The 14,174-nt window shown below is 60.0% G+C and carries 12 protein-coding genes and 1 tRNA gene; 12 read left to right on the top strand and 1 reads right to left on the bottom strand.

Annotation, left to right across the window (positions count from 1 at the left end; genetic code table 11):
* Positions 1 to 8 precede the first annotated feature (8 nt).
* Positions 9 to 1,901, bottom strand: coding sequence for a peptidylprolyl isomerase (locus ACIQUB_RS07660; RefSeq protein ID WP_113235746.1), 1,893 nt, complete (start codon positions 1,899 to 1,901; stop codon positions 9 to 11).
* Between the two features lie 218 nt (positions 1,902 to 2,119).
* Between ACIQUB_RS07660 and ACIQUB_RS07665 the strand changes: the two genes are divergently transcribed.
* The 12 genes from ACIQUB_RS07665 (at position 2,120) to ACIQUB_RS07720 (ending at position 14,161) form a co-directional block, all read left to right on the top strand.
* On the top strand, positions 2,120 to 2,401 hold the full coding sequence (locus ACIQUB_RS07665; protein ID WP_018899882.1) for a hypothetical protein: 282 nt from the start codon (positions 2,120 to 2,122) through the stop codon (positions 2,399 to 2,401).
* 695 nt (positions 2,402 to 3,096) lie between these two features.
* The gene (locus ACIQUB_RS07670; RefSeq protein ID WP_018899881.1) at positions 3,097 to 3,303 is read left to right on the top strand and encodes a hypothetical protein; all 207 of its coding nucleotides are present in this window, start codon (positions 3,097 to 3,099) and stop codon (positions 3,301 to 3,303) included.
* A gap of 186 nt (positions 3,304 to 3,489) precedes the next feature.
* Positions 3,490 to 3,579, top strand: a tRNA-Ser gene (locus tag ACIQUB_RS07675).
* A gap of 199 nt (positions 3,580 to 3,778) precedes the next feature.
* Positions 3,779 to 4,360: a dual specificity protein phosphatase family protein gene (locus tag ACIQUB_RS07680; RefSeq protein WP_162737368.1), complete on the top strand. Its 582-nt coding sequence runs from the start codon at positions 3,779 to 3,781 to the stop codon at positions 4,358 to 4,360.
* A gap of 143 nt (positions 4,361 to 4,503) precedes the next feature.
* Complete coding sequence (locus ACIQUB_RS07685) at positions 4,504 to 6,183, top strand: phosphoethanolamine--lipid A transferase (protein WP_113235745.1); 1,680 nt, start codon at positions 4,504 to 4,506, stop codon at positions 6,181 to 6,183.
* A 250-nt stretch (positions 6,184 to 6,433) separates the two neighbouring features.
* Complete coding sequence (locus ACIQUB_RS07690; protein WP_113235845.1) at positions 6,434 to 7,030, top strand: tyrosine-protein phosphatase; 597 nt, start codon at positions 6,434 to 6,436, stop codon at positions 7,028 to 7,030.
* An 18-nt stretch (positions 7,031 to 7,048) separates the two neighbouring features.
* Positions 7,049 to 7,438, top strand: coding sequence for a response regulator (locus ACIQUB_RS07695; protein WP_113235744.1), 390 nt, complete (start codon positions 7,049 to 7,051; stop codon positions 7,436 to 7,438).
* A gap of 261 nt (positions 7,439 to 7,699) precedes the next feature.
* Positions 7,700 to 9,001, top strand: coding sequence for a RimK family alpha-L-glutamate ligase (locus ACIQUB_RS07700; RefSeq protein WP_402929107.1), 1,302 nt, complete (start codon positions 7,700 to 7,702; stop codon positions 8,999 to 9,001).
* Between the two features lie 35 nt (positions 9,002 to 9,036).
* Positions 9,037 to 10,566 (top strand): hypothetical protein, encoded by a 1,530-nt coding sequence (locus ACIQUB_RS07705; RefSeq protein ID WP_113235743.1) that lies wholly within the window; start codon positions 9,037 to 9,039, stop codon positions 10,564 to 10,566.
* Entirely contained in the window at positions 10,566 to 12,041 is a 1,476-nt protein-coding gene (locus ACIQUB_RS07710) for an aminotransferase class V-fold PLP-dependent enzyme (RefSeq protein ID WP_113235844.1), read from the top strand. Before ACIQUB_RS07705 ends, ACIQUB_RS07710 begins: the two co-directional genes overlap by 1 nt.
* Before the next feature lie 118 nt (positions 12,042 to 12,159).
* On the top strand, positions 12,160 to 12,822 hold the full coding sequence (locus tag ACIQUB_RS07715; RefSeq protein ID WP_113235843.1) for a porin family protein: 663 nt from the start codon (positions 12,160 to 12,162) through the stop codon (positions 12,820 to 12,822).
* Positions 12,823 to 13,060: 238 nt separating this feature from the next.
* Positions 13,061 to 14,161, top strand: a complete 1,101-nt coding sequence (locus ACIQUB_RS07720; RefSeq protein WP_113235742.1) for a septal ring lytic transglycosylase RlpA family protein — start codon at positions 13,061 to 13,063, stop codon at positions 14,159 to 14,161.
* The last annotated feature ends 13 nt before the right edge of the window (positions 14,162 to 14,174 follow it).

The raw sequence follows: 14,174 nt of genomic DNA on the forward strand, positions 1-14,174 counted from the left end.
TCTTCCCTTTAGCGCGAGGCTGCCTGTTCGGCGAGCTGCTGGTTGATCGACACGCCATACTGCGTCTGCAGCAGGGAGACCATCTGGTCCAGGATGTCGTCGCCGGCGGCGTTGGCGATCGCGTTGATCTGCTGGTCCTGGTTGGCAAGCACGTCGCCGGTTGGCTCGGTGTTCACTTCCGTCACCTTCATCAGGATCTGCGTCGTCGGATCGGCGCCGATAGCCGTCGCGATCGTGTCGATCGGGCCGGAGAAGGAGGCATTGACGCCACCGGTGCCAAGAACCACGTCGTCCATGCCGCGGGTGATGCCGCTCTTGCTCTCCACCTGAATGCCGAGCGGTGCGGCGATGTCAGCGAGCGAGGTACCCTTCTGTGCCTGCTGCTTCAGCTCGTCCGCCTTCTTGGCGAGTTCGCTCTTCTGCTGCTCGGCGGTCCAGTCGGCGACGGCCTTGTCGTGAACTTCGGCAAGCGGACGGTCGCGCTCGGGCGTGATGTCGCCGAGAGCAAACCACAGATAGCCATCCGTGCCGATTGACAGCGACGGGATATCAGCACCGGCTTCGGCACGGAATACCGCACCCAGCACCTGCTGCTTTTCCGGGATGTCCTTGACCTCGTTGCCGGCCTTGTCGAGGCCCGTTGCATCGACGGCGTCGATGGTCACGGCCTTGAGCTTCAGCTGCGTGGCGATCTGGTCGAGCGTCGAGCCGGCGCTACGCAGGTCTTCGATCTGGTCGTGAACGGTGATCATCTGCTGCGAGGCGTTTGCGACGGCGAGCTGCTTGCGCAGGTCTTCCTTGACCTCGTCGAAGCTCTTCGCGCTCTCAGGCTTGATGTTGGTGATGCGCAGGATCACCGGGCCGAAGCTGCCCTCGACGACCGGCGAGGTCCCGCCGTTGCGGGAAACCGCGAAGGCCGCGTCGGCAACGGACTGGTCGGGAACCTTGTCCTTGGTGAACTCGCCGAGCATGACGTCGTTGGCGGTCTTGCCCTGGTCGGTCACCAGCTGGTCGAAGGTCGTGCCGGTTTTCAGCGCATTTGCGGCCGCGTTGGCGAGATCCTTGTTCTGGAAGGTCAGCTGCTCGATCGTGCGGCTTTCCGGCGTGCGATAGGCATCCTTGCGCTTTTCGAAGTCTTCGCGGATCTGATCGTCGGTCACCGTTCCGGCATCGGCGATGTCGGCCGGCTGCAGTTTCAGATAGGTGAACTTGCGATATTCGGGCGCACGATAGCGCGCCTTGGCACCCTCGAACCACTTGGCCAGCACGTCGTCGGTTGGCGCCTTGATCGGCTCGATATTGGCGTTCGTCAACAGCAGGTAATCGATCCCGCGGCTTTCCTGACGGTGGAGCTTCAGCGAATCGACCAGCGTCTTCGGCGGCGTGAAGCCGTTCGAGATCGCATCGACGATCTGGCTGCGAACCGCGACCTTGCTGCGCTCCTTGATATAATCGTCCTCGCGAATACCGGCATTGCGCAGGCGCGAAGTGAACAGCGAACGGTCGAACTGGCCGTTGACGGCCTTGAACGCCGGATCGTCACCGATCAGCTGGGCGAGACGATCCTCGGAGAGGCCGAGCCCCATGTCGGCGGCGAGCTGGTCGAGCGAAGCGCCGGCCACCAGCTGCGAGATCACCTGCTGCTCGACGCCGAAGGCGCGGGCCTGATCGGGCGTCAGGCGCATGCCGAACTGCTGGCTGAGGTTGGAGACCTGGCGCTGATAGGCGAGGCGGAACTCGTTGACGTCGACCTGCTGGTCGCCGACCGTCACCACGGTCGTGCTGGTGCTGCCGGTCAGCAGGGAGTGTGACACACCCCAAATGCCGAAAGAGGCGACCAGGAGCAGCATCAGGAGCTTGGCCGCCCAGGTCTGGGCAGCTCTACGCAGAAGATCGAACATCGAAACGCAAACCTCGCATTATATTCGCCCGTTCGCGGGCAAAGCATTGGACGTTCCTTAGAGCAAACGCATGAGGAATTGAAGGGTTATCGCGCGAAAACATCTGCGCTATACCAGCCGTGTTTCGCGACGCCGACCGACGACAAAAGATGCTCGCTTGCGGAACCTTTGGCAGCGCTATTTCGTTGAGCAGCATCCCCAAGAAACAGGAGCAAACAATGGCCGACATGAAAACCGCCTCCGCACAGTCCACAGCCGCGCGCGTCAAGGCGGAGATTGCAACGGATGATCTGTCCGCCCAGGTCGCCGCATTGCGGGAAGATCTGGCGCGCCTGTCCGAAAGCGTTGTTGCGCTGGGGCAGGGTGCAAAGACCGCCGTTGCTGATGAGGCCTCAGTTTTGACCGAACGCGTCCGAGACAAGGTCCGCGAGGAGCCGATCCTCGCGATCGCCGTCACCGCGGGCGTGGCATACCTGTTTGGCCTGATGAGCCGTCGATAGAATTTCTCGACTGAGAATGGGAAGGGCCGGGCTATCGAGCTCGGCCCTTTTTGTATCTTGTTGTCGGTGCGTCGAAGCCGCCAAAGAAGACGCTTGTGAGAGCTGTGCTCTGGTTGACCGATCATCTTACCCCGATGGCCGCCATGATGCATGGAAATCACGCAAATGTGAAATGCAACTAGCGGGGGATTTTTACGAAATTACTCGACACATTGTGGAGTGATTGGACGTGGCGCAAGCCTCGATGAGTAGAGGCCTCTCGCATGATGATCCATTTTGGTCGCAATGTTATTTTGGTGCCGCTTTATGGTTTATATAAAATCAACCCTTAGAAGAATTTAGGATGATACATAGAGTCAAAATATGTTCGAATATAAAAGCGGAAATATGGTATCGGTGTGAGCTCTATTGTCTCAGGTAATACTGAGTAGAACTTTGGCGGTGCGATAGATGTTGTTGGGTTGTTTTGTTGATGCCGGAGTATGTTTCATCATTTTCAATGATGTATCGCCGACTATGGAACATATTTATCACCCCATTCGCGGCACTTTCGGTCAGGTTGCATGGCTGATCGCCTAGGGCGAGTGTCGTTGAAAAACCTCATCCGGCGGCAAAATTTAGGTTTTGATCAGCAATCCCTTGCTCAACCTGCAATCTATGTCATGGTACAGCCTTGGACATGAGGGGTAACAGAGATGATCAATCTTCAGTCAGCTCGCAGTGACACCAACCACGACCAGCGTTTGCTCGATTGCCGGGCCGACGTAGAACCTGCACTCCACCAGATTATCAGGGAAGCGCAGAAGAACGGATGGGCGGCGGCCGAGGTGGCCATGGCGATCGCCGATGCCGCCGACGATTACATTCTTCTGCTGGCGAACCGCAAAACCACCGCGCACTGATCGTCTTTTTCCTTCGCTCATCCGACGTCTTCGCTCGTGCTCCTGCACCATTATGCGAGATCACGGCGCGAAGACGCGGCCGGGCTGGTTGACGGTGCCGACGAAGCAGCTTAAAGCCTTCAAAATCTGATTTGGTGACACCAAAGGTGCGCGCATTTTGCCGCCGGGCCATCAGATTGGTGCGCTGGATGGGTGGCCGAGTGGTTTAAGGCAACGGTCTTGAAAACCGTCGTGCGGGGAACCGTACCGTGGGTTCGAATCCCACCCCATCCGCCATTTTCGCTTTGGTCTGCCCCGGACGTGTAGGTAAACTCCGTACCGAATACTTAGGTTACAACCTCGTCCCTGGCTGCCGATCGCGTGCGCAGACCGGCGCTCGGGCGGGCTTGGTTTTGCACTGAGCATAGCTTTCAGGTGGCCGTCAGGCTCATTCATCAAAGTCCCGATCGCACTTTGATGAATGAGGTTTGTCGTCATGCGTTTCGCCGCCAGTCGGAAGAAGATTCTATTGAGAGCCGCCGCCTGCGTGTTGTTCGCAGGCGCCCTGTTCGGAGGCTATATCGGCTATCTGCAATTGAGCGGGAATTTTCATAGCGTCGTTCATGGAGAGTTTTACCGATCGGCGCAGCTCTCTCCAGCGCAGCTTGAGCGCCACGTCCGCGATCACGGCATCAAGACGATCATCAACCTGCGCGGCGAGAATGTGAACGCGCAGTGGTATAATGCCGAGGTCGAGACGGCCGCTCGACTTGGTGTTCAGCATATCGATTTCGCAATGTCGTCCGGTACTGTCCTGACACCCGAACGGGCTGACCAACTGGTCGCCATCATGAAGGCAGCGCCGAAGCCAATTCTCGTGCACTGCCAGAGTGGTGCAGATCGAACCGGCCTGGTGTCAGTCATCTACAGCCAGCAGATCGCGGGCGTCGGCGAAGATGTCGCTGAGCGTCAACTGTCTGTGCGTTACGGCCATGTCGCGATACCGCATATTTCGTCTGTCTACGCGATGGATGTCAGCTGGGATCGGCTGGAGGCTCATTACGGCCTCAAGGGCTAGCGCAGGGCGCGGTGCGCGTTGATAGCATATAGCCTGGAAGCATTCAGGCTTGTGTCAGAAAAGAAAGGCATTCCGTCACGCATTGGCGGGATAAGGCCATCGCTTTGACGGTGTCCCGCGCCAGCTATTGCGGAGACATCGAATTGAACGACAGTAATGATCGACCCGGACCACGCTTCTTTCGTCCGGAAATAGGAAGCATCACGCTCTGCCTGCTGACAACCGCTTATCTTCTGGTCGTCACCAACCAAACCTTCTGGTCCAAGGCCTTCGGATATTTCGCCGCCGATCGCTTCGGCTTTTCGATTTTCGTCATCGGTATCGCGGCGGCAAGCCTGGGCGTGGTCACCTTCTTCTCCGCGAAATACGTTACCAAGCCGTTCCTGATCTTCTTCGTGATCGTGGCGTCCGCTGCATCGTGGTTCACTGATTCGTTCGGCGTCATTGTCGACAAGGAAATGATCCGCAACGCAGTCGTCTCTACCGGCGCTGAGGCCGGGCACCTGATTACCGGCCGGTTTGCATTGCATATCTTTCTGACCGGTATCGTGCCGTCGCTGCTCATTCTTTGGGTACGCATCCGGCACCGGCCGATCCTCGGGAAGCTGGCGCACAACACAGCCGTTATCCTGGCCTGCACGGCCGTTTTCGCGGCCATAGGAATCGGTGACTACCGGACGTTCGCGGGCGTCGGGCGTGCCCACAAGGATATTCTCGACACGCTCAATCCGTTCGTGCCGATCACCAGCGCCGTGCGCTTTGCCATTTCGTCGGGACAGGACGCCAATATCGTCGCGCAGCCGCTTGGCGCCGATGCCCATCGTGTCAACTCGGCAGCAACCACAAAGCCTCGCGTCCTCATCATGGTCGCCGGCGAAACCGCCCGCGCTCAGGATTTCGCGCTCGGCGGCTATACGCGCGATACCAACCCTGAGCTGGCGAAGCAGAATGTCGTCTATTTCCCGAACACGAGCAGTTGCGGAACGGCAACGGCTATCTCGATCCCATGCCTGTTCTCGGTGTATCCGAGAACAGCTTATACGCACCGCAAGGGGCTGGAGACCGAGAATGTTCTCGACGTTTTCGGACATGCTAACGTCTCCGTGTCATGGCTCGACAACGACACCGGCAGCTACCATGTCACCGACCGGGTACCTTACGAATTTCTGCCGGATTCCGCTGATCCGAGGTTCTGCAAGGACGGCGAATGCCTTGATGCCATCCTCCTGGACAAGATCGACGGCTGGCTCGACAAGGTGAAGGGCGACAGCGTGCTGGTACTTCACCAGCTCGGCAGTCATGGCCCGGCATATTATGCTCGCTATCCCGAGGAATTCCGCCGGTTCCAACCGGATTGCCGCGCCAACGATTTCGGGAGCTGCTCGCCGGAAGAAATCCGCAATGCCTATGACAATACTGTCCTATATACGGATCACATCGTGTCGACGGTTATCGACAAGCTGAAGAAGCGGTCCGATACCGTTGCGGGCTCCGTGGTCTACATCTCCGACCACGGCGAATCGCTGGGCGAGAATGGGCTCTATCTGCACGGTACCCCCTATGTTGTCGCGCCGATCCAGCAGACCCACGTTCCGTTCCTGGTGTGGCTCTCAGACGATCTCCAGGCGTCGGCTGGCTTCGACATGGCGTGCCTGGCGAACAACGCCAACAAGACGACCTCCCACGACAATATCTTCCATAGCCTGCTCGGCCTGATGGATGTTTCGACCAAGGTGTATGATCCCTCGCTGGATGTGTTTTCCAGTTGCCGGAAGGGGGATTCCCATGTCGCGAGTGTGAGCGCGGCGGTCGGCGTCAACTGAAATCAGATGCTTTTGATGACCGGGGCTGAAAGGCCCCGGTCGCATGTTATGCGCGACCTTGGCCGCGTGTCCGCGTTCTCTTCACCGGCGAACCGCCGATGTCGCAATAATGTCATTTCCGCTTCAGGTTGTTGTCAGCAGCCCGCGCCATAGAGCAACTCTCTTTGTTATTACTTAGGAGATACTCTTGCGCGCACTGAAGCGAGTTCGGATCGCCCGCCCCGTAAAGATTTTCGGTGGTCTGATACTTTTGACGGGCCTGACCCTCGCGGGCTATGTCGGTTATCTCCAGTTTACCGGAAATTTTCATACTGTCGTGGCGGGCCAGTTCTACCGTTCGGCGCAGCCGTCTCCGTCTCAACTGGAGCGCTATATCCGCGAGCACGGCATCAAGACCGTGATCAACTTGCGCGGCGATAGCGGACACGCGAAATGGTGGGCGGAAGAAGTCGCCGTGTCGGAGCGGCTGGGCGTTGAGCATATCGATTTCGGTATGTCGGCATCCAAAATCCTGACCACCGAGAAGGCGGACCGGCTCGTCGCCATCATGCGTGACGCTCCAAAACCCATCCTGGTCCACTGCCTGTCGGGCGCGGACAGAACGGGCCTGGCCTCCGTGCTTTACAGCCAGCAGATCGCCAACGTGAAGGAAGATGTCGCCGAGCGCCAGCTGTCCTTTGCGTTCGGGCATGTGGGTATTCCCAAGCTGTCTTCAGCCTATGCCATGGATCAGAGCTGGACGAACCTCGAGAAGCACTACGGGCTCGACAAGGTCTTGGCTCCAGCGCCGGCTCCGGTTCGCGACGCCCAGGCGGAAAGCACCCAGATCACCGGTGGCGCTGGCTAGGTTGGAAGGCGTGCGGTTATGAATGTGTTGTTGGTCGAAGATAACGCGATCCTGGGAGATGCCGTTTGTGACCATGTTTCGGCAAACGGCTATTCTGTGGAATGGTGTCTGACGCTTGCTGACGCGACCCGCGCCGCCGATAGCGGTGAATACGGCCTGGTTCTGCTCGATTTGCGCCTTCCCGATGGCAGCGGGCTTTCGTTACTGCGCAGATTGCGCAGCCGGGCCGACAATGTTCCCATCATCATTCTTACCGCACATGATCAGGTCTCAGATCAAATCGAGGGTTTCACCTGCGGAGCAACCGACTATCTGGTAAAGCCCTTCGGCCTGTCTGATCTTGATCTGCGCATGCAATCGGTTACCCGAAGCCACGTTACGGCTGAACGGCTTCAGGCTGAACTCTAATCCAGTCTTCGCGGCGCCAGCCCGGCGCGATAGGCGTTCGCGCGACACGCATCTTTCCCATCACGCCGGCAATTGAATAAGCATGGCCTCGCTCCCCAAGTGTCCAGCGCCGCTGCGGCGATTTGTGCTTACTGATCGACCGGAACAGCAAGGCCCACGCAAGCAACCGGGCACACAAGTGAACTCGAATATTTGCCAACCGGTGATGTCGCGGCGAGTCTCGCTGAAGGCGATCACGCCGGTTCATATGGAGTTGATGCCGTGAAGATTGCCGCCGCCCAGATCCACGAAATTGAAGACCTGCACGCGATAGCCGGCAAGGCGGCGATCGTTCGCACGGTCTACGAGGGCAAGGACATTTCCCCTTACTGGGATGCGCTGATGGCGCGGGTTTCCGCCGACGTCTCCGATGCGGGCGCCTTCATGGACCTCGCGATCATCCTGCAAACGCTAGGCAAGAGTCACGAAGCCGCCATCACCCAGAAGGGCGCGCTGGAGATGAGCCGTAAGTATCATATTCGCAACGGCAGCGGGTCGGGCCTTCGCGTCCTCGTGATAGCCACCCGCGGCGACTTCATGGCCAATACGCCGATCGAGTTCCTGCTGGAGAGCTCCAATGCGAATATCCTTCTCCACTACGTCGATGAGTTGACGGCGCATCTGAATGATGTGCCGGAGCATGATGTGGCCTTCGTCGCCGTCGGCGAGTCGCCCGAAAATCTGGCCGTGCTGGAAAACCTTGAGCGACTGCTGGCAAGCTGGACCGGCCCGATCGTAAACAGTGCGCCGCGCCGGGTTATCGACCTGTCGCGCGAGGGCGTGGCCGAAGCCTTCCGCAACGAGCCCGCCATCCTCGCTCCGCTGACAACGCGGATCGCCCGGCAGACGCTTGTTGATCTCTCAGCGGAGTTGCTCTCGATAAACTTGATCGACGGACTGACATCCTTCCCGATCATCCTTCGCCCGATCGGCACCCACGCCGGGCATGGAATGGAAAAGATCGGCTCGACCGATGCGATTGCAAGCTATCTGACCGGCCGCCCGGAAGCCGAATTCTACATCGCTCCCTTCATCGATTACAGCGACGAGGATGGCAAGTTTCGCAAGCAGCGCATCGCGGTCATCGATGGCAAGCCCTATGCGAGCCATCTGGCGATTTCCGACCACTGGATGGTGCACTACCTCAGCGCCGGCATGGCCGAACATGCCGAGCGGAGGCTTGAGGAGGCGTCGTGGATGGCGGATTTCGACACCGATTTCGCCGTGCGGCATGCCGATGCGTTTGCAGCACTGCACCGCCGCCTCGGCCTCGACTACTTCGCCATCGATTGCGCGGAGCTGTCGGACGGACGCCTGCTGCTGTTTGAAGCAGACGTCGCGATGATCGTCCATTCGATGGATTCCGAGACCGTCTTTCCTTACAAGAAACAGTCGATGGCAACACTGTTCGCGGCATTCGAAGGCGCGCTGGCAAGCCGCGCGCGGGCGTCCAAGCCTCAGCGAGGCCAGCAGGCGGGTGGGTCCAATCAGGCAGGCGTCGTGTCGCTTGTGGAAACGCTGTGATCGCTGCTTCGAGAGCCAGCAGATCCGGAGATGACATGTTCGCTGTCAGGACGATGGCCGAACTTGTTCCTGAATACCGGCACAAGCTGGGCGCGGCCAGTATCGACCACACGCTGTCGCTTCTGTTCGCGGCCGGCGGTGATAGCCGTATCTGGCCGGATGCAGCAACCGGCCGTAATCGATACGGAACCCGCACGGCTCCCGCCAAGGACGAGATTTCCTTCGCGTCCACAACCGCGAGCAACGTCTCGCCGCAGGGCTTCACCGCCGCCGGCCATCAGCTGAAGCGGCTGTTCGGCGTCGATGGCGCCGCTGCGATCGCCGTGGACGAATGGTTCGCCGAAATCCGTGGCCGTATCGGCCGAAACATCGGATGCGACGGGAGCGGCATCGTGCTTGCCGCATCCGGAACGGATGTGGAGCTTCTTGCGCTCGGCCTGATGCTCTCGCTGTCGCCACGCCCGATCACCAACATCCTCATCGCGCCGGAAGAAACCGGAAGCGGCGTGCCGCGCGCTGCCGCCGGCCGCCATTTCGCGGATGTGACGGCGCTGGGCCACGCCGTGAGCGCGGGCGAGATGCTCGTCGGCATCGACCCTGATCGCATCGAAGTTCAGGCGGTGGCGATCCGCAACGCGGCGGGCCAGGCACGAAATCCCGATGATGTCGACGCCGACGTCATGTCGCTTGCCGAGGATGCGCTGAAACGCGACAGGGATGTCTTCGTCCATGTTCTGGATACCTCCAAGACGGGCCTGACCGGGGTCTCGCGACAGGCTGCCCGCTACATTTCGGCGCGCGCGCCCGGACGTGTTCGCGTTCTTGTCGATGCCTGCCAGTTTCGCTGCAGCGCCACCGCGCTCGCCCGGGATATCGCCGACGGCTTTCTCGTCGCGGTCACCGGCTCGAAGTTCCTCGCCGGACCGCCTTTCGCGGGTGCGCTTGCGATACCGCCGGCGCTCGTCGAGGAATTCGCCACAAAGCCCGCTGTTGCCTCGGGGCTATCCGACTACACGGCGCTTCATGATTGGCCGGCGCTTCTGCGCGGCGGTCAGGATCAGCAATTCGGATCGCACTTCAATCTAGGTCTGGGCCTCAGGTGGACAGCCGCGCTTGAGCAGCTGGAGCCCTTTGCCGCAATCGACACCGTCGTTCAGCGTCGAATCAAGCAGGCCTTCGCCAACCTTGTACGTGCCCGCGCCGAGCATATGGATGGCATATTGATCCATCCCGACGACGAAGGCGACCATATCGTCGATCGCGCCATCTTCCCTTTGACCATCACAGCCGACGACAAGCGGTTTGCGTCGCTTGCGCAGGCGCAAAGGCTCCATCTGGCGCTTCGCGAGAACGACATTGGACCGGTCTGCCATATCGGGCAGGCAGTCAATCTGGGCGCTCGCACGATCCTCAGGGTCGCGGCCTCGGCGATCGATATCAACGCCGTGTCCGATAGACTGGCCAGCGGCGACAGCATGGAGAAGGCGATGCGGCCGATTGCCGACGATCTCGACACCGTGTTCGAGAAATGGGCCGCCGTCTCCCAGGCCAATCGGGGGCTCTGATGTCACGCAGTACGAAGACGGATTTGTCGGCGGGCTCGGATCAGGAGAAGCCAACGAGCCTCGACCCCACGGACTGGCAGGCGTTTCGCGAAGCGGCTCACCGCATGCTCGACGACACCATCGATCACATCGCCAACGTCAGACAAAAGCCGGTCTGGCAACCGATGCCGTCCGACACGCGCGCCAGATTTGCCCGCGCGCTGCCGGATGAACCCCGTGCGCTCGACGATGTGCTCGACGATGTCCGCACGCATGTCTTTCCCCACGCCACCGGCAATCTGCATCCGCTGTTCATGGGTTGGGTTCACGGCGCTGGCACACCCGTCGGCATGGTGGCGGAGATGGTCGCCGCCGGGCTGAACATGAATTGTGGTGGCCGCGATCATGTCGGCATCGAGGTCGAAAAGCAGATCGCCCGATGGATGGCTGAGGCGCTTGGCTATCCCTCATCGGCAAGCGGTCTCTTCGTCACCGGTTCGTCGATGGCCAATTTCCTTGCCTTGACGATCGCCCGGACCGAGGCTTTGAGCGAAACCGTGCGGCGGGACGGATTGCGCAGGGCTGACCGACAGTTGGTCGCCTACACATCCTCGCAGGCGCATGTCTGCGTCGCGCAGGCAATGGAGCTTTCCGGGATTGGCTCGGCGAACCTGAGATATATCGCGGTCGACGACGCCGGCCGGATGAGCGTCGAGGCACTGGCCGCAGCAATCGCGGAAGACCGCGCGCAGGGCTTGCTTCCGTTCCTCGTGGTCGGCACGGCGGGCACGGTGAACACCGGCGCGATCGATCCACTCCTGGAGATATCGAAGCTGGCCGAAGCTGAAAATATTTGGTTCCATGTCGACGGAGCGATCGGCGCTCTTGCCATGCTCGCGCCCGAGATGCGCCAGCTGTTTTCGGGCATCGAACGGTCTGCCTCGATCGCCCTCGACTTCCACAAATGGGGCCACGTGCCCTATGACGCCGGCTTTCTTTTGGTGCGCGACAGTGATGCGCATAAGCGCGCATTCGCCCAGCCCGCCGCATATTTGCAACGGTCGGGCAGGGGCCTTGCCGCCGGTGAGACATGGCCTTGCGATCTCGGCCCTGATCTGTCGAGAGGCTTCCGGGCGCTGAAAACGTGGATGACGATCGAAACGCTGGGCACGGAGCGGATGGGCAATGCCATTGCGCACACCTGCGAACTCGCCCGCTATCTCGCCACAAGCCTCGAGCGCGATCCTCGCTTCGAGATAAAGGCGCCGGTTGGCCTCAACATCGTCTGCTTCGGCATTCGTGGCTCCAACGACGACTTCATCCGCGATCTCGTGCTTGATCTTCACGAGCAGGGGCTGGCCGTCCCGTCCTGGACGACGTTGCAGGGCGAGCTCGTGGTGCGTTGCGCGATCGTCAATCACCGGACGACCCGCGAGGATATCGACGTCTTTCTGAACATCCTGTCGGATTACCTTGACCGGCATCCGCGCGACTGAGGCGACACTGTGGTCTTCCGGCCACAACGCGGCAATGAATCCGCAGCATGCATCAGTTGAAATAGCGCTGTCACAAAGGACGGCGAAGATCGCCGGGTTGATCACCTGGGGACCATTCATGCGCCGCGCATTCCGTCTTTCGACATACGCACTCGTCACTGCCGCCTGTCTCTACGGTCCGGCAAAGGCCGAGGATCTGCAGTTCTCCGTCTATGGTGGCTACCAGACGGCACCGCACAGCGGCGTGGATGTGTCCGACGGCACGCATTTCAATGCCGGCTGGGAAGGCAAGTCCTTCGGCTCCCCGCCCTACTACGGCGCGCGCGTCACTTGGTGGCTCGAGAACCTCAATCACCCCAACCTCGGCCTGTCCATCGATTACACCCACGACAAGGTCTATGCCGACGAGAAGACGCTGGCGACATCGGGCTGGTCGCATTTCGAGTTCACCGACGGCCTGAACCTTTTGACGGCGAACGCGCTCTATCGCTTCCCAATCGAGGGGCAGCGCTGGACGCCCTATGTCGGCGCCGGCGTCGGCGTCAACATTCCGCACGTCGAAGTGACGCGCCCGCAAGGCAAGACCTTCGATTACGAGTTCGGCGGCGTGACCTTCCAGGCCCAGGCCGGCGTCGATTTCCGCATCACCGACCGTTGGTCGACCTTCGTCGAGTACAAGGGAACCTATTCCCGTGTGAACGTGCCGATCGATAGCGGTGACAGTCTGAAGACCAACATCATCACGAACGCCGTTAACCTTGGTGTCTCGTTTCACTTCTGATAGTCCGATCGGCAGCCATTCCGCGCTGTCGGAGAGGTCATGAATGTGCCGGATCGCTTCATTAATTTAGCGATCCATTAACCATATTCATTAGAATTGTCTCTATCTCGGCGAAAGCTTTCGCAAATTCGCCGCGAAGGTCGCATGATTAAAGTCTCGTTAGGTTGATGGCGGTACGGCTTGTTTTGCCTGAATAGGCGGACTTTGAGCCATAACGGTCTTGAGCGGCGTGGGACATATGAGACGAGACTTCGGGGCGGCGGCACTTGCGACACCAATACGGTGGGTGGGCTTGTCGCTTATCTGTGCGACAGTGACCGCTTGCGGAACGGCACCCACGACGACGGCCAAGCGCACGCACGGCAAGGAATATTTTGCCGAGTCGGAATATGGCGTCAAGGCGAGCCCACGCGTCGCCACCGGCAACAATATTCCGAAGGGCGGCGGTCGCTACATCGTCGGCAATCCCTATGTCGTCAAGGGTAAGACGTATTTCCCGAAAGAGGATTTCTCCTACAACAAGGTCGGTATCGCCTCCTGGTACGGTTCGGCTTTCCATGGCCGTCTGACAGCCAATGGCGAAGTCTACGACCAGATGCACATTTCCGCCGCGCATCCGACATTTCCGCTGCCGAGCTATGCGCGCGTGACCAATGTCGAAAACGGCTCGTCCATCATTGTGCGCGTCAATGACCGCGGCCCCTATCATGAAGGCCGCATCATCGACCTGTCGAACAAGACGGCCGATCTGCTCGATCTCCAGCACAGCGGCACCGGCAATGTGCGCGTGCAGTATGTCGGTAAGGCCCGCATGGACGGCCACGATATGCCGTATCTGATGGCCTCTTACGTACCGAAGGGCAGTCGCATTCCTGGCGTCTATCCGGGCGAGGGCCAGATCGCGACCGGCGTCATGGTTGCCTCCAACAGCAAGCGCATCACGCGCGACGAGATCCAGAGCTTCGGTGGCTTCACGCCTCCTGCGGCCGATAGCGTACCGGTTCCGCGCTCCGCGACCTCCTACGCCGGATCGACGCCGAGCGCGCCTTATAACGCCGCTCCGGTCCCAACGCCGCTGCGCGCCCCGTCCTTCGACAATGCCGCACCGGCTTCGTTCGGCGAAATGGTCGTGCTGCCGGAGATCGGTCCCTATCCCTACGAGCGCCCCTATGGTTGGCAGCAGGGATCGATGGCCATGGGTTACCAGGAAGAGGGCGTGAAGACCGTGACGGTCGATCTCGCCTTCGACGCGGTCATGGTTCGCAATGACGGCTTGACCGAAGACAGCATCCTGGCATCATTCAAGCGTCAGAAGGCAGCGAAGGCTGCGCTGAAGTAAGTGTTTCCGAGGT

Origin of the sequence: Rhizobium sp. NPDC090275, from assembly GCF_044772225.1 — a bacterium.
GTDB lineage: Bacteria > Pseudomonadota > Alphaproteobacteria > Rhizobiales > Rhizobiaceae > Rhizobium.

Excerpts from the sequence above, each read along its gene's own strand:
- ACIQUB_RS07705 (WP_113235743.1), top strand. The coding sequence starts at position 9,037 with ATGTTCGCTGTCAGGACGATGGCCGAACTTGTTCCTGAATACCGGCAC.
- ACIQUB_RS07670 (WP_018899881.1), top strand. The coding sequence starts at position 3,097 with ATGATCAATCTTCAGTCAGCTCGCAGTGACACCAACCACGACCAGCGT.
- ACIQUB_RS07665 (WP_018899882.1), top strand. The coding sequence starts at position 2,120 with ATGGCCGACATGAAAACCGCCTCCGCACAGTCCACAGCCGCGCGCGTC.
- ACIQUB_RS07680 (WP_162737368.1), top strand. The coding sequence starts at position 3,779 with ATGCGTTTCGCCGCCAGTCGGAAGAAGATTCTATTGAGAGCCGCCGCC.
- ACIQUB_RS07720 (WP_113235742.1), top strand. The coding sequence starts at position 13,061 with ATGAGACGAGACTTCGGGGCGGCGGCACTTGCGACACCAATACGGTGG.
- ACIQUB_RS07710 (WP_113235844.1), top strand. The coding sequence starts at position 10,566 with ATGTCACGCAGTACGAAGACGGATTTGTCGGCGGGCTCGGATCAGGAG.
- ACIQUB_RS07715 (WP_113235843.1), top strand. The coding sequence starts at position 12,160 with ATGCGCCGCGCATTCCGTCTTTCGACATACGCACTCGTCACTGCCGCC.
- ACIQUB_RS07695 (WP_113235744.1), top strand. The coding sequence starts at position 7,049 with ATGAATGTGTTGTTGGTCGAAGATAACGCGATCCTGGGAGATGCCGTT.
- ACIQUB_RS07660 (WP_113235746.1), bottom strand. The coding sequence starts at position 1,901 with ATGTTCGATCTTCTGCGTAGAGCTGCCCAGACCTGGGCGGCCAAGCTC.